The sequence below is a fragment of the Candidatus Nitrosocosmicus sp. FF01 genome, assembly GCF_047711275.1.
In the GTDB taxonomy this organism is placed as follows: domain Archaea; phylum Thermoproteota; class Nitrososphaeria; order Nitrososphaerales; family Nitrososphaeraceae; genus Nitrosocosmicus.
In genome coordinates this window covers 931281-949911 of record NZ_JBLNIG010000001.1, presented here as the reverse complement: position 1 = coordinate 949911, position 18631 = coordinate 931281, and the positions used below count along the sequence as shown (strand labels likewise).

The following is an 18631-nucleotide window of genomic DNA, read 5'->3' as shown; positions in this document are numbered from 1 at the left end:
TTCGAAATTTTAGCGGTCCGAATTTTGGTACGAACCACTCATTCATCCTACTATCGTATGTCATCTTTTATTGCAGTAACGATAAGAGAAGTTTGAAAAGTCAAGTATGTTAATGCGATTTGACTAAACCCAGATTTATCCAAGATACCCTCAATCCTTGAGTCCCATCGGTTTTGCTTTATAAGATCATCAAGATTATCGAACACATTTTTCCATTTATCATTATTTTTCCATATGTAGCTAATAATTTTATAGTAAATGTTCCAAGCAAACTTGTACAAAGAATTTCTTGGAAGAGTAAAATCATGGAGGACTATACATCCACCAGATTTTAGAACTCTATAACATTCAAAAATTAAGAGGTCTAGATTAGTATATTTTGGCAAATAAGATGTCACTATGAAATCAAATGTATTCTCAACAAATGGCAACATTTCTGCATTTGCATTTATAAGATTCATTTGGATCCCTTTTGAGGAAAACATTTTCAAATATGCGAAAGTTAAATCAACACCTATAACTTTGTTGCCGTTTTCTAGGAGCGAGGACGAAAGAATTCCTGTCCCGCAAGCAAGATCTAATCCGAAAAGATTGGTTTGAATATTGCCGGCAATTTTTTTCTTCCACTTCGAATCCTGACCGATGGTGGCTAATTGAACCAATCTGTCATAGTCTCCTGAATTCTCTTGTCCAAAAAATGCGCGAGCATAATCTACACCAATTTTAGAATTCACAAGTAAAATGCGCGCTGATACCTAATATCTCTGCTGGTTTGATGTTTTACCTTAACAAAGATATAAATTAATTCATATCAAACAACAAAGCATGACCCAAATTACAAACGTTATGTATATTATATTGATTACCATATCGATGTCTATTTTAGCCACCTTTTTCACATACCTATTCGATATATCATTTGACGTCAAAAGTCTGGTCAAAAGTATCCCGCATATAATATTTGGCGAGCATTTTCAATATAAGGTGGTCATTTAGCAAGTTTGACGGATTACCTCAAGGCACAATCAAACGATTTGAAACAATTTACTTTACCTTACTACAAACTTAAAGAGTTACTCAGAACAGGATGGATAGAAAAACTTCAGATCGAAAATTCTGAGTCGGTGGCATCCCATACTTTACTTATGATCGTAATTATATTATTTTTGGCTTCCAAATACTCGTTTACTAGTGAGAAAAAATTGAAGCTTATTCAGATGGCCCTTATTCATGACTTGGCGGAATCAATAGTTGGAGATATTACCCCCGAAACTATGAGTATTATTAAAAAGCAAAAAGCCGAGGACAAAGCATTTAAATTAATTTTGAAAAAATTGCCTCAAAGCAAGTTAAGACGCGAATTGTCAAACATCTGGAGAGAATATAATGAAAATAAATCATTTGACTCAAGGTTTGTACATATAATAGATAAAATGGAGATGTTGCTTCAAGCAGACTTTTATCAAAAAAATAGAAAAAATGTAAAGCGTTCCAATGTTGCTCCTTTCAAAAAGAGTGTTTCGTTATTTGTGAAGAACAATACAGACAAATTTGACATGAAAATGAATTCCGAAATAACTTCAACTGAAAATATGAAATTGAACGAAATTAAAGAAATATTAGCGTATCTTTGCAAATAAATTTATGCAATATTTTGCTGCTTTAAAGATGGGTGAAAAGAGGGTTAAAGATGCACAAGATCTTTTGTCAAATTTCATTTCAGATAACACTCCAGCGCTACCAGCATTGGCTCTCAAGGACAACAGGAGTAATAACTGGGAACCAGTAGGAGAAGAGAATTACTTTGCAATTATAAAAGAAGAACAAGGTTATCTAATTGCCATATGCGACAAAAATGGGATTGCTAAATCTATTGCAAATTGGTTTTCTGAGGAAAAAAAAGATGTAATAAAAAGTAGAATAAAACAAAAAGGGGGTTTAGAGGAGTATTTTGGAAAGGTTTCATTACCAATTTAGGTTGAACTCAAATTTGAACACGCTGAAAAATACTTTGAGGTTTTGAAGAGAATTGGGTAACTACGAAAAAGAAATTGAGGTCAGGGGTCATCTTGTAGACTCTTCTATACTTACTCGCATTTTTGATAAGGTAATGGATATGAAAGGTGATTTTACAGTTGAAGAATTCATTATTGGAAAGAAGAAAGAGGATCATAGCTACGCGAGATTGGTCATAAGAGCAGAGACAGAATTACATCTCTCAGAGATTTTGGAGAGCTTGTTCCGAGAGGGAGCAACAAGTGTTTCCACAGATGCTGTAACTTGCACAAAAGCACCTAAAGACATGGTATTACCTGATGACTTTTATAGCACCACGAATAATTCAACCCAAATTTACTTTGACAATCAGTGGATAAGCGTTGAAAGAATGATGATGGATAAATGCATTGTGCTTGATCCAATCTCAAAAAGGGCCGAATGTAAAACAAATCGAGAGGTAAGAAAAGGTGATTTGGTTGTGACGGGTGAAAGAGGGATTAAAATTGTACCTCAGGAAAGACCCAGGGAAGGCGTAGATATTTTTCAATTCATGAGTAGTACTAGTTCCAGCGAACGTCCAACACAGCAAATAGCAAAAAAAGTTGCGTTAGACATCATCAAAACCAAACAGGAATCAGGTAAAATAATAGTAGTTGCAGGACCGGTCGTGGTTCATTCAGGGGCTTCGGATGTTTTGGCAAAAATGATCAGAATGGGATTAATCGATGGAATATTGGCAGGCAATGCATTAGCCGTACATGATATAGAAAACGCTTTGCTTGGCACATCTTTAGGTATGCATGTGGACGATGGTACTCTCGCTGTTAGAGGACATCGAAATCACATGTCAGCTGTGAACGAGGTTTTTAAGGCAGGATCTATCAAATCAATGGTAGAAACCGGGACCCTTACTAAAGGTATAATGTATGAATGCATTAAAGCAGATATTCCCTTCGTATTATGTGGTTCCATAAGAGATGACGGTCCGATTCCAGACGTTATCACAGATGTTGTAGAAGCCCAGATGCAGTACAAATCAGTATTAAGAGATGCCAAATTGGTCATTATGCTGTCAACTATGCTCCACTCTATTGCAGTAGGAAATATGTTACCTGCGTCAGTTAAGGTAATAGCTGTAGATATCAATCAACCCGTTGTTACTAAACTACTTGATAGAGGAACGACGCAAGCCATAGGAGTGGTTACTGATATTGGCTCTTTCTTGCCTATTGTGATGAGAAATTTGGAAAACCTATTACCCAATTGACAAAATCAAGTTTATGGTTTTTGACATAAACTTGATTTCTAGCATTAATAACAAAATAATCCAAGTTTCATTACTTCTATTTATCTAAATCAGAGGGTTTTCGTTTAGAAGTCCTCGCTTCGCATTACTTCTGCATCAATAAATTTGATTAGTTTTTTGTCAGACACCCTTGTTGTGTGATCACACCCGACGCACTTAAAAAATACTTGAGATTTTCTGATTTTCGGAGTCTTTTTAGACTCCAGATGTTTAACTATCCAGTCCTTTGGAGATTTGGTTTTACAAAACGGACAAACAATACATGTTGAAACTTCATCTATATCGTTTGAAATTGACATATGGATACCAGTCTAGTAATGTTCAACCTATTTATTTCATATATATCAACCAATGTATCAAGGCCGATTGTTTAGAAGATCCTCAAATTTTGCATATACAATATATACGATTTAAGAAAAAAACTATCAATTAAAAGTTTAAAACTCACAACTCCCCTAATAATTTATTTAAAAAAAGGGTGATGAAATAATCATTAAAAAATAGGTATTATCATGATTGCTTGTCACTTTGAGAGATGATTTCTCTTATTAAGTTCATCGAGACTTGCGGATCTGCCTTGCCCTGTGTTTCTTTCATGATCAAACCGAGAATGAAATTGGTGACGTTGGGATTACTCTTTGACTGGTTAATGAGGTGAGGTTGATCTGAAACTATTTTTTTTATCAAATCAGCTATTTGTTCAGTATTTGAAATTCTTTTAGTATCCAATCGTTTTACCAATTCAAATGGATCATCACCAGTTTTCAAACAGGTGTCAAAGATCTCCCTTGCCATACTCCTACTGGTTGTTTTTTCTTCGACGAGTTTTGCCATGCTAGCGATTAAACGGGGAGACATATGTGATCCTGACAAAATGTTAAATGATGTCTTGCTACTATCAGATTTTTCCAATTCATTTATTTTCGTTAATAATTCGTTGACGATCCAATTAGACACTTCCACTGGAGCCGAGTAAAATTTTAGTGCCTGCTCAAAAAAATCGCTTATTTTTTTACTATTTACCAAGATTCTGGCAGTATGTGGGGTGATTTTAAACGTATCTTTGTACCTGGCTAGCCGTTCAGCAGGCAGTTCGTGCATTTGGGATCGTAGTCCAGACACAAAATTCTCCCCCCCAAGTTAATTCTGGGAATATCCGGCTCAGGAAAATACTTGTATTCTTCCTCTTTTTCCTTTGATCTTGCAGCGATTGTAATTTTTCTCCTTTCGTCCCAGTGTCGGGTTTCTGCCTGTACATCGATATCATGCATAACCAAAGTTTTCTGCCTTGTAATTTCGTAAAGAATCGATTTTTCAACGTCTTTAAATGAGCTAATATTCTTGATCTCGACTTTTTTTCCACCGCTGATAGAAACATTCACATCACAGCGAATCGAACCCTCCAAGGCCGGGTCGCATACTTCTAAATATTCAAATATATTGATAATTTCATTTAGGAATAGCCTGACATCCGATGGGCTTGTGAAATCTGGCTCTGTTACAATCTCAACAAGCGCTACTCCTGCCCTATTATAGTCAATCAAACTATAATTGTTGATAGAAGATTTGTCATCCTCGTAAACAATCTTTCCCGGATCTTCTTCTAGTTGAATTCTGGTGATCCTAACAGATGGCTTCTGATTTTCATTCGACGAATCACTACTGCCTCCAAGTAAATCATTAGCAAAATAATACAATCCATTGTAACCGATACTACTTAATTCGTATGAGTTGTACTGGGTAATCTGAAAATTTTTCGGTAAATCAGGGTAAAAGTAATTTTTCCTATAAAACGATATTTTTTCAGGTATACTGCAATTGAATGCTAAGCAAATCATAGAAGCAAATTCCACTGCCCTCTTGTTTAGCAAAGGTAAAGTTCCCGGTAAGCCGAGGCAGATTGGACATGTATTCTCATTTGGTGGCAAATTTCTATAATTACAAAGACATTTGCAAAATAATTTTGTATTAAGATTGGTAAGTTGACAATGTATTTCAAGACCTATCTTAAGCTGATCGATGTTTTTTGTATCCAATTTCATAATTCTGGGAAGCACTCTCCATAATCTGCTTCTTTTTCAAAGAGAACCGCAATATCAACCAGTTTTTGTTCTTCAAATGCATTCGCGATCAATTGAACCCCAAATGGAAATCCCTCTTTGGAAAATCCTGCTGGAATGGAAATTGCTGGTAGCCCAGTTAGATTTGCTATTATTGTAAACAAGTCCAAATTGTATATCTCTACAGGATTAGATATTTTTTCTCCCAGTTTGAATGGCAAAACTGGCATGGTAGGGAGTAAGATGATGTCAAATTTCTGGAACAAATTTTTGAATTCGTTTCGAATTAATGAGCGTACTAATTGTGCCTTAGCATAGTATTTACCAAAGTAACCGGCTGATAGAACATATGATCCCAACAAGATACGCAGTTTAACTTCATCACCAAAAAGTGATCTTGATTTTGAAAAATAACTTGTCCATTCATAACCCTCAGGGTTTAGATGGTAACCATATCTAATATTGTCAAACCGAGAAAGATTACTAGAAGCTTCAGCGGTGGCTATAATGTAATATGCTGCAACCGCAAAATCTATCATCGACAATTTAATATTCTCCAAATGATGATGATGCTTTTCCAAAAGATCTATTTTGTCTTGAATCCCGCTGATGATTTGATGATCAGAACTTTGAATCAGATCAGATAACAAGCCTACCTTAAATTTGGCTGTCCGTAACTCTTCATCGGATTTTATCCTACAAAAATTAGTTGAAGGGGAGGTGGTATTATCATTAATATCTTCTCCAGAAATTGTATTCAAAAGAGGAACAATATCAAATATAGTCCTTGCGATGGGTCCAATTTGTTCTAAGGAATTTGAGTAAGAAACTAATCCATTTCTGCTCACGGTTCCATAGGTTGGCTTGAGTCCTATCACAGAACAAAAACTAGCAGGACATCTAATGGATCCCCCGGTATCAGATCCTAGTGATATTGGTATCTGGAGTGATGATACCGCTGCAGCACTTCCACCAGAAGACCCGCCAGCAACGTACTCCGTGTTCCATGGGTTTCTCACCGGTCCGTATGCCGAAAATTCTGAAGTAGTTCCCATCCCAAATTCATCCATATTTAACTTTCCTATAACAATCGCGTCTTGATCTTCTAAACGATCTATCACCGTTGCATTATATGGAGAAATATAATCGCTAAGCATTCTAGACGCACATGTGTTTTTCAATCCCTTTACATTGATGTTGTCTTTGATTCCTATTGGAATACCGGCAAATATCCCTGTTTTTTCTCCGGTTTGTATTTTCTTGTCGATTTTCTTTGATTTTTCTAAGGCATCTTCAAAATTCGTGGTGATAAAGGAATTTATTCTACCATCGGTCTCGTTGATTCTCCCTATAATTACAGAAATATATTCCTCTGCACTGAATTCACCATTCTTAATCTTGCTTACAACTAAGTTAGCTGGGAGTTTAAATAGATCCTTCAAAATTTAAATCCTCGGTCCAAGGATGTAACCATTCTTTGAGTTGGAGAATTTCATCTTGGTTTCAAGATTACGTTTAACAGCATTTGTGTTAAATGCCTGGTCATCTCGCAATGCATCAATAGGTTTTTCTATTATTATATCATTATTGGTATCAATCTTGTAATCCGCCTTATCAAATTCGTCAAGTTTGTCAAACAATAGTAGAACTTCGCTTATTTTTTTTCCGGTTTCGATCATCAATTCATTTGGGATTTCCAATTTAGAGAGATCACACAACTCCCTCAAATCATCTGTAATTGGCATTAACTAGGTGGGTTCACACTCAACTTTATATTTATCTTATGGAGTTAATCGATCAATATCACGTGGATAAAAAGTCGCATCTCTGATATTCTCTAACTTCAATATTGCCATGATTAGTCTTTCTAGACCTAACCCAAATCCGGCATGTGGAGGCACTGCATAATCAAATACTCGGAGATGATACTCAAATGCTTTATCATTTAAACCTTTTTTCTTCATATTCTCGATCAGAATCTGTTTATTGTTTATACGTGTGCTGCCAGACGACAATTCTAAACCACCATACATCAAATCAAAAGACTCGCTAAGGATCTTTTTTTCGCTGATTTCCTTTTCCGCAGAGAGTTTGTCTTCGGTGATTGTTTTAACGTAAAACGGTTTGGTTGATGAAGGCCAATCAACAATAAAAAAGAATTCATCGCCAAATATGTCTTTAAGCATCTTAGGTGAAATATCATCACCCCATCTAATGTATTTGTGATTTTCTTGAAGTTTTCTCACCAAGTCGGTGTATGTTATCCGAACGAAAGATTTACTAACTTGTGGTAAATCGATACCCAAATTTTCTAAATCGTCAGCATTCTTCTTACTTATTTGACTAATGACATGTTGTATTAGTTTTTCCAGATGATCCATCATGTCGCGATAATCCACGTAGGCCTTTTCTGCATCAATAGAAATCGCTTCAGACAAATGTCTGTTTGTTCTAGAGGGCTCTGCCCTGAATATTGGAGCGATTTCAAAAACACTTTCGAATGCCATAGTAAGCTGTTCTTTGTATAACTGAGGGCTTTGAGCCAAGAACGCCTCTCTATCATAATAAAATATCGGAAATAGTGCGGCTCCTCCCTCCGTTGCCGTAGCAATCATTTTTGGAGTATTGACTTCAACAAAATAATTTTCAGTAAGATATTCACGAATCGAATTAATTATCGTATTCCTAATTCTAAATACAAATTGCAAATAGTTACGTCGGAGATCTATAGCTCTCAAATCCAGGCGAGTATCTATTCCTACGGAAGTAACTGATTGAGTTAAGAAAGGGGCAGGTTTATTAGAAATTGAGAGAATCTTGATCTCATTTGGCTTGATTTCAACTTGATCAGTTGAACTTTTCTGCTCTACTACCACTCCAGTAATAGCTAACGAGGAGTGTTCTTTCAAATTTCTTAGTGTGTTAAACAAGTCAGAGGAGACCTCCTTCTTCTTGACAACTACCTGTATTTCTCCAAACTGATCTCTTAGTTGCACAAAAAGGACGTTACCATGATCGCGTTTGGATGAAATCCAACCAATAATGACAACCGTTTCATCAATGTTGGATCGGCTTAATTGAAATGAATAATGTGACCGCCTCAGATCTCCAAGGTCATCTTCATTCACGATTTTTTCATCCATTCTAATACACTTGTTTCAATTTTTTATTAGAATATATCTCTTGTCCTCATGAACTCTCAATCCTTAGACATATAGTTAAACCATGGTAGTGTGCCATATGGAATGAAGATGATAGATATTTTTCTGGTGCTTAGGATTATAGAAGAGCATTTGAAAGTATAAACAACTGGAACCAAATAGGTTTCCAAATAAAGCGGCCAAAAGATAAATTATTTTTGTAGGAACAATTTATTGCTCTAAAACTTTTAATGTGTATGTTAACTTAATTACTTGTAACCTTACTAGTTTGTTGACATCCTTTGGGCCTTACAAATCTGGTATTTGGCATAAGTTAAATTCAGACTATTTTGAATCTGTTTATATTCACACAACAGGTCAGGTTTTTCGACCCAAGCAACATGATAGCACAATAGATCGAGGCCGTCTTGTTCAAATATCGAAGACAATCTCTTGACAGTAAAGTTTTCTGAAATTTGACTAAATTAGATCGAATTCATCTTTTTTGCTCAAATAATTAGCCTGAATAGTGTAATACACCTAAGACAGATTATTTTTTTAGACAACGTTAATTATGAACATAGCATACTTGTGTTTGAGTCGTTAGCATCTTGGATTTGAAAAGAAAATCTATTTTCATTTCAAGCCCTTTAGTCGTACCCCAGGAAATATGCTTACAAATGTGGTGGCATTTTCCTCTCTTGTATACTATTTTAGGTATGGTTTTTCCCAGCCAATTGTGAGCATAATGATATCAACATTTCAACGGGGTTTTATTAATAAGTGGGTCGGTCTATTCTGCTAATAGTATTAGCCCAAAAAAATGATATACTGTATTTTTATAACAACTTAATTCAATATGTGGAATTAAATGATCTTTCTTTAGACAAATTAACAAAAATTAATATTTTTTAACCGAAAAGTACAAATTAACAACTTATTTTTAAATCAATTTACTGAAATTGCGTAGGCAATTTAATCCTCAAAAGATTTTCAATATTTAAACGTCAACAAATATTCAAATACCGTTATTACGTTATGAATAATATGGGAAACGACAATGTCACTCATGTAAACTACTGGGAATTGGGATTCCGAGGTATTGAAAGCAGACAAGCCTGTGTTTGTTGACTTTTGGGCTGAATGGTGTGGTCCCTGTCGAATGGTTGGTCCGGTTGTGGAACAGATAGCACAGTCCTACTCTGACAAGGTAAAGGTAGTAAAATTGAATGTGGATGAAAACCAAGAAATCGCAATGAAATATGGTATTCAGTCGATTCCTTCTCTGTTGATTTTCAAGGACGGCAAAGAGATAAAACGAACTATCGGTGCAGCCCCGAAGGATACTTATATCAAGTTCATCAATGAAGCGATCGCAACTTGAGAATTCACATTTAATTTTTCAATAATTTAAAAGCATTAATATCCTCTTTCACCTTAGATAATTTTCAATTTGAATAAGTCAGAACTTCTTTCCTTATTTTCATCCGATTATAAGAAATATTATAATGTTTCATTATTTGATAGGCTAGGATTTGCAAGACAAAGTTGCACTGTTTGTGGACGATTCTTTTGGTCAATTACCCAGAAAGAGATATGTCCTGATCATGAAAATTATACATTTATTGGCAATCCACCAACCGAAAAGAGATTTGGATATACCCAAACATGGAATGAGATAAAAAAATATTTCGAGAAGAATAACCACGGAATAGTAAATAGATACCCTGTCGTATGTAGATGGAGAGAAGACCTGTACTACACAATAGCATCTATTGTGGATTTTCAGCGAATTGCAGAAAATCGCGTGATTTTTGAATTACCCACAAATCCTCTTTTAGTACCACAAATGTGTCTGAGATTCAATGATATAGAAAATGTGGGCATAACCGGAAGACACTATACTTCTTTCTGTATGGTTGGCCAAGCCTGCGACGCTGACTCACCTGGTGGGTACTGGAAAGACCGCTGTATAGATTTAGATTTTAATCTGTTAGTTGATGTATTTGGAATTCCACCTACAGAAATTACCTTTGTAGAGGATGTATGGATTGGTGCGGGAGCATTTGGCAGTTCCTTGGAGTATTTTGTGAGAGGCCTTGAGCTAGGAAATGCAGTATTTACCGAATTTGAAGGAACTGAAAATAATTACAAAGTTATGAAAAATAAGATAATTGATATGGGCGCCGGTTTGGAGAGGTTAGCATGGATAACCAACGGTACGCCGACTAGTTATGACTGTACCTTCGATCATGTCTTGACAAAAATCCTGGAACAAAAGCAAATTTACTCTTCAAGTTCTTTTGGAGATAATGATGAAATTAAAGGTCTATTATCAAATTATTTTAAAAGAGTAGCGAGTAGACTTGAAATCAATAACGATATTCCATTAACTAGGAGACAAATTGCCAAAGAGATGGGAATAGATGCTGACAAATTACAAAAAATAGTAGTCCCGTTGGAGTCATTATATACAATTATAGATCATGTTCGAACATTGGTCTTTGCTATTAGTGATGGTTCATTACCGTCTAATGTAGGAGGAGGTTATAATCTGAGAGTTTTATTAAGAAGAACGTTATCACTTTTAAAACAGCTAAAGCTTGATCTCCCAATAACAGACGTTGTTGATTTGCATATCGAGCAATTATCCCCTATGTATCCTGAATTGGAAGAGTATAGAGAAGATATTCATACTATACTAAGGATCGAATCTGATAGATACTCAGAAACCCAAAATCGCATCACTACAATAGCTGCAAAAATTAAAAAACAGAAAAATAAATTAAACATAGATGATTTATTAACGCTTTATGAATCCGATGGGGTGACTCCAGATTATTTGGTTGAAGTTGGGTTATTAAATTCAATACCAACAAACTTCTACACTCGACTGGCTGAGATTCATTCAATTAACAAACCCCAACACGCTGAAAAAAATGATTTTGACCCTAAAGATAATTTTGATTTTAGCGCAATTGAGAAAACAAAATTGCTGTATTATGAAAATCCGTCACAATTGGTCTTTTCCGCTAAAGTCGTAAAAGTCATTGATGGAAATTTCGTTGTTCTTGATAGAACTGGTTTCTATCCTAGAGGTGGGGGACAAGAACCTGACCATGGATATATTGGTTCCTTTAAAGTTAATAATGTTACAAAAATCGGTAACATAGTATTACACCATATAGAAGGAATTTTTGAAGCAAAGGAAGGACAAACGCTAAGTTGTGTAGTAGAGAAGGAAAGGAGAGATGCAATAACACGAAATCATACCTCAACACATATCATAAATTACTCATCCAAGAGCGTATTGGGATCTTGGGTTTGGCAAAATTCGGCTTTTAAAGAGGAACAATATGCCAGATTGGACATCACTCATCATTCTTCATTGTCGAGGGCGCAGATGCAGCAAATCGAAAAAAGAGCAAACGAAATAGTTAGACAGAACTTGCCAGTTACGATTAATTTTTATGATAGAGGAATAGCAGAACAAAATTATGGGTTTAGTATATACCAAGGTGGAGTAGTACCTTCCAATGACGTAAGAATAGTAAAAGTGGGAGGATTGGATATTGAAGCCTGTGGAGGTACACATGTCTTTTACACGGGTGAAATTGGATTGATAAAAATACTAAAGACCGAGAGAATTCAAGATGGGGTAGTTAGAATCGAATTTGTCTCTGGAGAAAATGCTTTGAACCGGGTGCAAAGTCAAGATGATCAAGTTTATGTCCTCACTACAAAACTTGGAACTAGTCGTGAAAAACTTTTGGATACTTTATCAAAGACCATTGAGGATTTGGATAAATCGAAAAAAAAGGTAAGAAATATCCTAAAAAATACCTCCCCATTATTCATTGAGAAAATTATGAAAGATGCAGATATTTTGGAGTTGGATACCATAACGATAAATGATAAAATTAAATTTTATCTAAATCGCGATGAAAACCATGATGAAGAGTTTCATTTAGCGGCGGGGAAGCTTTCAACGGAAAAAGATCATTATCTGATTTATATTGGTTTAATTATGCAGGAATCAAAATCTATCAAGATTGTTGTATTTTGTGGAAAAATAGTAGCAGAGAACATTGGCGCAAATATTATTGCCAGTAGTATAGCCCATAATTTTGGTGGTTCCGGAGGAGGGACGATATATTTTGGTCAGGGGGGAGGAAATTTATTGGAAAAGTTCAATACAATAGCGGAGTCAATACCAGAAATTTTGAGGGATATATATTCTAAAAAAAGCTGACTAAAACAAATAAAATCTTAAAGCATTTTGGCGATCTACCCTGAATTAAAAGCCATGAAAGTTCTTTCTGGAAATACCTCTATTGTTATTCATTTCATAAACAATAACTACTTTATTACATATGATATGGTCATCTCAGGTCACCAGTTTAGCTAAGTTTGATTGTTTTAATGAATTCTTAATTTCGATAGCTATCCTCCTACCTACTCCAAATGTTTCTCCATATCGGTACTTGGTGTAAGGCGAGGTAGTTGCCAGGATCGGATTACCTGGAACCCTCAGAGATACATCATATACAATAATATCGAGGTCGACTGTTACCACACTCTGAAGGGAAAATGGTCCGATAATACCTGGTGGATACTCTTTTAAACATGCACTTGCAAATTTATCACCCATCTTAAAAACTTTATCTAGCAACGATTCTCTAATACTGGCAGGAGTATGGCCCACTTCGATATTCTGCAAATCAATTTGAATGTCAAGTTGATTTCTTGCAGGGACTGATGTGGTAAAATCATGTATGTTACTTTGAAGCCTTCTTTCTATCCCCAGAAATTCTACATCGTTGTCTAAAGGAGAATAAAAATAATTAAAGTTAAAGTATGTTCCAATTAAGTATTGTTCAATGATCGAGGAATTAAGATCATTTTGGTTAATCATACCTGATTTTATCCTGCTATCAGACTTATTCTTGAAATCCTCATATGAAGTTACTATAAAAAATGCACGTTCAAGACTTCGTTTTGCTTCTTGAATCTTGACTATTGCAGGACCATCAATTTGCGCCGGGGATTCATATATACGAGGCAACATGAGATTTGCCTCCCTAAGCAAGAAATATTGATTTCTAGGTAACTGTCTTTCTTCAGCTTTTAATATATATTTATTACCAAAAACAGGAATCTTTAGACGTTTTTCAATATTTTCTATTCCCAAATATACCACAAAAGATCTATGAGGGACAATTATTGTATTTAGATCACGTAATTTTTGTTGATTTTCCTCGTGGATCAAATCCGAAAAATCATCTAAAATAAGGATTTCATTAGATAATCGTTTGAATTTTTGGTAAGGAAGTTCTCTCCCCTTTTGACATATGCAGATGGTTTTGAAGCCTTCGTCTTTGGCACCATCCAATATTTCTAAGGCAGAATGGCTTCCCAAAACACCGATGGTAATATTTTCGAAATCGTAATTGTCAAGGATACCATTTACTGACATTCAATCTGCACTGTATTTGATATTATATTTGTAGTATTCGGATTTGCATATTTTTGATTTATTTCTCGTTTATTGTGACCCTTGTTTTTTTAATTTTTCATCAATAGCATTTTTCAAATCTTGATCATCCTTATTTGTGTAATCAACACCTAAAGTTTCCGCTATTGATTCTAACTTTTCTCTGTCAACAGAACGCTGTTCATTTTCTTCATTCGCGGTTTGATTTTCAATTGTTTTTTTAGCTTCCATTCTAGCTTTTTGAAATTCGCTAGTGGCTTTTCCCATCGAGCGAGCCAATTCGGGTATTTTTTTGGCACCAAAGAAGATGACTACAATAACTAATATTATTATAACCCATTCCAATCCATTTATGAATGCCATAAGAATTATTTCACAATCCCTACTAATAAACACATATTAATAATGTATCCCAATATTTGCATCGATGGCGATTTCAAACCTCGATTTTTCTAGCATATTTTAATATGATTATTTTCTCATTTAAATTACAATCATGAAGTATAATGAAGCAGCTTTCATAGGTCAAAAAAGGGCCAAGGAAGCCCAATTAAAATTATTTGAATATACTGGTTTTGCAATGCCAACTTATACGATCAAGAAAGAGGAAAACAGTAGTGGATTTGCGCCAGTTGGAGAAGGAACTTTTGCTGGGAAAATAATATACAATAATCAAATGATAATATATCTTACAGATGAATCTGGATTTGCAAAAGCCCAATCAAAACCGTTAACAATTGAACAAGGATCTAGTATTTATTCGAAAATCATCGAAGACGGACTAGATGAATATTCAGGAGATATCAAGACGATATAGTTATTTCAGTACCTCTGCGAATTCCGTCTAAAACAACCTTTTCAATATTTTCGACACTAGATTTGAAAACTACAGTCGGCAGTCTCGATCTTTCAATTACTTTTAAACTGATCAAGTCCATTAGGTCATAGGTACCGGCCATTGAGTTTTCATTACTTAACATATCTATACATCTTTTAACATCTATCGAATCAAATAGCATTGCCTTGGGGTTCGTTCTGGGGTCTGAATCATAAATCCCTTCAACATCAGTTGCATTGAAAAACTTTTTCGCTCCAGTCCTTTCTGCAATAAGCGCAGATGTAGCGTTGGTACTTTGGCCAGGGTAAATACCACCTGTTATTATTATCTTATCCGAAACAAGAGCCAAAGATATTTCCTCCAAGTTTTTGGGAGTTGCCGGGTAACAAAGATCTCCCAGTCCAGAAATAAGCAGTCTGGCGTTAAGGTGCGAAACCATAATGCCTGTGAGGTCGAGTCCTGCTTCATCTAATCCCAGCTCTCTTGATAAATTAATATAAAAACGCGCGATTTTTCCTCCGCCTGTAACAATTATGGGTTGATAATGCTCACCAATCTTTTTAATTAATTGCGCATATTCTTTTAACTGCGTTGCTTGAGTATCGAATCCGAATAAGCTTCCGCTCAGTTTTATTACTATCCGCTGCTTAACCAATATGTGACACTTAGAGAAAAGATAATAAAAATCGTTAGAAATCTCTAATTTGTTCATTAATTATTTGTTCAAAAAATTTTCTATTTTCCTTTTGTGTATATACGCGTATCATATCTAGGTAACCACTAATTACATGAATAAGAGGAATCTGAACAAACGACTTTTCGTATTCGTCCTTTCTATCTACAACCATTATCGATGAGACTTCTTCTTTCTTCGGCGCTAGCGGAATGGATGGCGCTCTAGAGATATCAAGAAATACTTGTTCACCCACTTTATGGTATTTTTCTACGATCGATTTTAGTTTGGTCACTCGTTTCTCAAATATTTGCTCCAAATCTGTCTCTTGATATTCCCTATCAGAATTATCTTTTTGATTCACACGTATTCCTCCTCGCCTCTGCTTAGATAAAGAGAAATATTCATAAATACACTTAAGTAAATCTCTATTTCTATAGGCTCTAGCCAAATTTACATACGCATTTTCTTGAGGATTTAGAACTAGGTTATTGACATTGCAGAGTAATTCTAGCACGTTTTCATCATGTAAGCTAAAAAAGTGATCTAAAGAGGCCAAATCAGTCAAATTCAGAGATTTATTTAAATATTTCATTGCATTCAACAGCATTACTTCACCAGATCTTACGGTTTTATGAAAATAAACAGATTTGAACATCTGATATCTTGATATCAACATCGACTCGTAAGAATATAGTGCAGATTTATTAATACCTAATTTACTAGATGAAGTAACTTCCAACGAGTTTATGATCCTATGGTAATCAATTTTGCCGTACTCAGTTCCCGAAAAATAACTATCCCTAGGTAAATAGTCCATCAAATCTACAGAGAGTCCCCCAGAGATTATTTCATTCAAGAAAATAGTTTTATGTTTTCCAAAGCTTAGAGAAGATATCATTTTTGGATCATATCCATTACTGGTTAAGATATCGGCAATTGCTGTCTCCAAAATGATTCTCTCTCCCAATTTTTCATGAGAAAATGATGTGGTTTCCTTCAATATCTCCTCAAAAAGATGTGAAAAAGGACCATGTCCTATATCATGCAATAATGCAGATAATCTCAAAAGCTGTATGACGTCAGAATCAGCAAGATATCCCTTTTCAAGTAATGTTTGTCCTGCAAGCCCAGCCAAGAACATTGAACCAATTGAATGTTCAAATCTGGAATGCAAAGCACCAGGATAAACTAAATGTGCTCCAGCAAGTTGCCTGATACGTCTTAATCTTTGAAAAATTGAAGTATCGATTATTTCCCTTTCAACCAGGGTATATTTTATGATCTTATGAATCGGATCTGTGATTTCGCCGATATATTGTAGAGACATTTCTTAGTCTTAACCCCTTAGGACTCTCTTAACAATAAAAGATTATTCTCCAAGTCTTTTAAGAATATCATCAAAAAGGAGGGATTTTGGTACGTCTGAAGGGATAACCTTCCAGTCAAATATTTTTGCCAGTTTCAAATACTCATTTCTTGCTCTATTCAGGAATCCGCTATTTTGCTCAAATTCATCAGGAACAAAATTATTGCTCGTTAAACGCTTAATAGATATTTCGGGTATTACATCTAAAATGAAAGTAATTTCTTCTTTAGGTAGCCCATTTTCAAGATTCTCAAGCCAATCCATTTGGAGACCATTTGCTAGTCCATAGGCGAGATTAGATTGGTAGTATCTATTCATAATTACAGTTTTCCCTTCATGGAGAAATTTTTCAATATCTTGTTTCTTTTCCCATCTATTTGCCGCTAATAGCATATGTTTCGTTTCATTGTTATAGCTTACCTTACCATCCAAGAAAGCCCTTATCTCACTGCCTATTCGTGTAGAATAATCGGGGAAACTCATCAATACAGCACTACCTGGCTCTTTCTTACTCAAATAATCAAATAATAAATTTGATTGTGTAGTCTTTCCCGACTTATCCAAACCTTCCAATACAATAATTCTACCGAGATTTTTAGCGTCCACACCAAGCTCCAAAGATAGTGGCAAAGTTTTAATTTATAAATCCTCTATATTCAAATAGCATATTGAAACTTAAAGTTATTAGTCCCATACTTATTGTCGCCTGTATTTACATTCTAATTTACTTTGCATTTACCTCAGGTTTGATAAATGCAGTATTAGAGGGTCAAAATTACAATCAAGCAGTATTTCTACCCTCGCGAGCGGTCCAAAACAATTATGAAACATTCATAGGTATAACGGTCTTGTTATTCGGATTAGTTGGAGCAATCCTGACAGCAAGAGCCTTTATTGCAACTAAAATAAATGAAAAGTATGCTTTACTGGGAGCGGGTTTTCTAATTTTAATCATCTCCATGATATTCATGTACAAGGTTATGGAACTGAAAGCCTAAAAATGAACTAAGGGTTCGCATGAATATTAATTTTAATTTTTATTGATTGAGGAAAGAAATTCAAATGCCCAATCGGCTCTTTCATTCTGTTGGTCTCTTTCTTTATTACAGTGCAAACGAGCATATGATCATTTGTAATAAAATCCAGGCTAAGAACTGAATTAGAAATTCGTCTAAAGTGATTACGATTCCTGTTTTTACTATCATCCAGCATGACTAATTCCGTTATCAGATTATCTAAACCTCTTTTAGAAATATATGAAGTAATCACTATTGGCGTATCTTTGAGGAATTGATTTTGGAATAAGATATTCAAAATAGAAAACCCTTTGTAACCTGCATGTTTGATATTTCCGTAGAGGTTATCCATCTTTGTCATATTTTTGTCTTTTTTGATTTTTGTTTTACCATTGCCATTTGGGTAAAAGTTAATTCCAAAGTAATCCAAAAGTCCGTTTAATGAATCAACTACTATCAATGATCCTAAATTACAATGATTGGTGATTTCATCAATCAAAGTTTGAAAAGTTAGCATATATGGCAGAATCAAATTGGTTCTTTTTAAAATTGGATACTCTGAATTGACTAAAGTGTTTTTCTTTAGATTTGTGAGTTGGGTATCAAAATCTATTATTAGAGCATTCTTATAACTTAATTCTCTAACAATATTTTCTAGAAAGATTAGCTTTGTTTTGGGTTCCGTATAATACACCAAGTTTATACCTGTATTAATTAACGAAACTAGATTAGTTACG

The 18631-nt window shown here is 34.9% G+C and carries 20 protein-coding genes; 7 read left to right on the top strand and 13 right to left on the bottom strand.

Annotation, left to right across the window (positions count from 1 at the left end; translation table 11 throughout):
* Positions 1-50: 50 nt before the first annotated feature.
* Complete coding sequence (locus ACMT7R_RS05160; RefSeq protein ID WP_415310443.1) at positions 51-734, bottom strand: class I SAM-dependent methyltransferase; 684 nt, start codon at positions 732-734, stop codon at positions 51-53.
* A gap of 267 nt (positions 735-1001) precedes the next feature.
* On the opposite strand from ACMT7R_RS05160, the gene ACMT7R_RS05155 reads away from it, so the two are divergent.
* The 3 genes from ACMT7R_RS05155 to ACMT7R_RS05145 are packed head-to-tail and all read left to right on the top strand — an operon-like array spanning position 1002 to position 3265.
* Entirely contained in the window at positions 1002-1640 is a 639-nt protein-coding gene (locus ACMT7R_RS05155) for an HD domain-containing protein (RefSeq protein WP_415310442.1), read from the top strand.
* Positions 1641-1644: 4 nt separating this feature from the next.
* Positions 1645-1977 carry a hypothetical protein gene (locus tag ACMT7R_RS05150; RefSeq protein ID WP_415310440.1) on the top strand — a complete coding sequence of 111 codons (333 nt, stop codon included), beginning with the start codon at positions 1645-1647 and terminating at the stop codon, positions 1975-1977.
* Positions 1978-2029: 52 nt separating this feature from the next.
* Entirely contained in the window at positions 2030-3265 is a 1236-nt protein-coding gene (locus ACMT7R_RS05145) for a TIGR00300 family protein (RefSeq protein WP_415310439.1), read from the top strand.
* A gap of 104 nt (positions 3266-3369) precedes the next feature.
* Here ACMT7R_RS05145 and ACMT7R_RS05140 read toward each other — a convergent pair whose 3' ends face one another.
* The 6 genes from ACMT7R_RS05140 to aspS form a co-directional block, all read right to left on the bottom strand.
* A complete protein-coding gene (locus ACMT7R_RS05140) occupies positions 3370-3603 on the bottom strand; it encodes a hypothetical protein (protein ID WP_415310438.1) in 234 nt (77 codons plus the stop codon).
* 211 nt (positions 3604-3814) lie between these two features.
* The gene (locus tag ACMT7R_RS05135; protein WP_415310437.1) at positions 3815-4426 is read right to left on the bottom strand and encodes a hypothetical protein; all 612 of its coding nucleotides are present in this window, start codon (positions 4424-4426) and stop codon (positions 3815-3817) included.
* Positions 4378-5361, bottom strand: coding sequence for an Asp-tRNA(Asn)/Glu-tRNA(Gln) amidotransferase subunit GatB (gene gatB / locus ACMT7R_RS05130; RefSeq protein WP_415310436.1), 984 nt, complete (start codon positions 5359-5361; stop codon positions 4378-4380). Before gatB ends, ACMT7R_RS05135 begins: the two co-directional genes overlap by 49 nt.
* A complete protein-coding gene (gene gatA / locus ACMT7R_RS05125; protein ID WP_415310435.1) occupies positions 5343-6806 on the bottom strand; it encodes an Asp-tRNA(Asn)/Glu-tRNA(Gln) amidotransferase subunit GatA in 1464 nt (487 codons plus the stop codon). The genes gatB and gatA overlap by 19 nt, the downstream gene beginning before the upstream one ends.
* 3 nt (positions 6807-6809) lie before the next feature.
* Positions 6810-7109 carry a hypothetical protein gene (locus ACMT7R_RS05120; protein WP_415310434.1) on the bottom strand — a complete coding sequence of 100 codons (300 nt, stop codon included), beginning with the start codon at positions 7107-7109 and terminating at the stop codon, positions 6810-6812.
* 36 nt (positions 7110-7145) lie between these two features.
* The gene (gene aspS / locus ACMT7R_RS05115) at positions 7146-8507 is read right to left on the bottom strand and encodes an aspartate--tRNA(Asn) ligase (protein WP_415310433.1); all 1362 of its coding nucleotides are present in this window, start codon (positions 8505-8507) and stop codon (positions 7146-7148) included.
* A 1099-nt stretch (positions 8508-9606) separates the two neighbouring features.
* On the opposite strand from aspS, the gene trxA reads away from it, so the two are divergent.
* The gene (trxA, locus tag ACMT7R_RS05110; RefSeq protein ID WP_415310432.1) at positions 9607-9888 is read left to right on the top strand and encodes a thioredoxin; all 282 of its coding nucleotides are present in this window, start codon (positions 9607-9609) and stop codon (positions 9886-9888) included.
* Between the two features lie 69 nt (positions 9889-9957).
* On the top strand, positions 9958-12756 hold the full coding sequence (gene alaS / locus ACMT7R_RS05105) for an alanine--tRNA ligase (RefSeq protein WP_415310430.1): 2799 nt from the start codon (positions 9958-9960) through the stop codon (positions 12754-12756).
* Between the two features lie 135 nt (positions 12757-12891).
* Here the strand turns inward: alaS and ACMT7R_RS05100 are convergent, their stop codons facing one another.
* Both ACMT7R_RS05100 and ACMT7R_RS05095 read right to left on the bottom strand, forming a co-directional pair.
* The gene (locus ACMT7R_RS05100) at positions 12892-13980 is read right to left on the bottom strand and encodes a DUF1297 domain-containing protein (RefSeq protein ID WP_415310429.1); all 1089 of its coding nucleotides are present in this window, start codon (positions 13978-13980) and stop codon (positions 12892-12894) included.
* A gap of 69 nt (positions 13981-14049) precedes the next feature.
* A complete protein-coding gene (locus ACMT7R_RS05095) occupies positions 14050-14361 on the bottom strand; it encodes a twin-arginine translocase TatA/TatE family subunit (protein ID WP_415310427.1) in 312 nt (103 codons plus the stop codon).
* Between the two features lie 133 nt (positions 14362-14494).
* Here ACMT7R_RS05095 and ACMT7R_RS05090 point away from each other — a divergent pair, with 133 nt between their 5' ends.
* Entirely contained in the window at positions 14495-14815 is a 321-nt protein-coding gene (locus ACMT7R_RS05090; protein ID WP_415310426.1) for a hypothetical protein, read from the top strand.
* Here the strand turns inward: ACMT7R_RS05090 and pyrH are convergent.
* Genes pyrH through tmk form a run of 3 tightly spaced genes read right to left on the bottom strand, consistent with a single transcriptional unit; the run spans position 14802 to position 17484 of the window.
* Positions 14802-15491 (bottom strand): UMP kinase, encoded by a 690-nt coding sequence (pyrH, locus tag ACMT7R_RS05085; RefSeq protein WP_415310424.1) that lies wholly within the window; start codon positions 15489-15491, stop codon positions 14802-14804. The genes ACMT7R_RS05090 and pyrH overlap by 14 nt on opposite strands.
* Positions 15492-15525: 34 nt before the next feature.
* Positions 15526-16839: an HD domain-containing protein gene (locus tag ACMT7R_RS05080; RefSeq protein ID WP_415310422.1), complete on the bottom strand. Its 1314-nt coding sequence runs from the start codon at positions 16837-16839 to the stop codon at positions 15526-15528.
* A gap of 42 nt (positions 16840-16881) precedes the next feature.
* Positions 16882-17484: a dTMP kinase gene (gene tmk / locus ACMT7R_RS05075; protein ID WP_415310421.1), complete on the bottom strand. Its 603-nt coding sequence runs from the start codon at positions 17482-17484 to the stop codon at positions 16882-16884.
* A gap of 62 nt (positions 17485-17546) precedes the next feature.
* Here tmk and ACMT7R_RS05070 point away from each other — a divergent pair, with 62 nt between their 5' ends.
* Complete coding sequence (locus ACMT7R_RS05070) at positions 17547-17876, top strand: hypothetical protein (protein ID WP_415310419.1); 330 nt, start codon at positions 17547-17549, stop codon at positions 17874-17876.
* A gap of 7 nt (positions 17877-17883) precedes the next feature.
* Here the strand turns inward: ACMT7R_RS05070 and ACMT7R_RS05065 are convergent, their stop codons facing one another.
* Positions 17884-18591, bottom strand: a complete 708-nt coding sequence (locus ACMT7R_RS05065) for a hypothetical protein (protein WP_415310417.1) — start codon at positions 18589-18591, stop codon at positions 17884-17886.
* Between the last annotated feature and the right edge of the window lie 40 nt (positions 18592-18631).

What these genes read in the sequence shown, in the direction of transcription:
- ACMT7R_RS05090 (WP_415310426.1), top strand. Translation starts at nt 14,495, where the DNA reads ATGAAGTATAATGAAGCAGCTTTCATAGGTCAAAAAAGGGCCAAGGAA.
- ACMT7R_RS05080 (WP_415310422.1), bottom strand. Translation starts at nt 16,839, where the DNA reads ATGTCTCTACAATATATCGGCGAAATCACAGATCCGATTCATAAGATC.
- ACMT7R_RS05140 (WP_415310438.1), bottom strand. Translation starts at nt 3,603, where the DNA reads ATGTCAATTTCAAACGATATAGATGAAGTTTCAACATGTATTGTTTGT.
- ACMT7R_RS05120 (WP_415310434.1), bottom strand. Translation starts at nt 7,109, where the DNA reads ATGCCAATTACAGATGATTTGAGGGAGTTGTGTGATCTCTCTAAATTG.
- ACMT7R_RS05150 (WP_415310440.1), top strand. Translation starts at nt 1,645, where the DNA reads ATGCAATATTTTGCTGCTTTAAAGATGGGTGAAAAGAGGGTTAAAGAT.
- ACMT7R_RS05100 (WP_415310429.1), bottom strand. Translation starts at nt 13,980, where the DNA reads ATGTCAGTAAATGGTATCCTTGACAATTACGATTTCGAAAATATTACC.
- ACMT7R_RS05095 (WP_415310427.1), bottom strand. Translation starts at nt 14,361, where the DNA reads ATGGCATTCATAAATGGATTGGAATGGGTTATAATAATATTAGTTATT.
- aspS (WP_415310433.1), bottom strand. Translation starts at nt 8,507, where the DNA reads ATGGATGAAAAAATCGTGAATGAAGATGACCTTGGAGATCTGAGGCGG.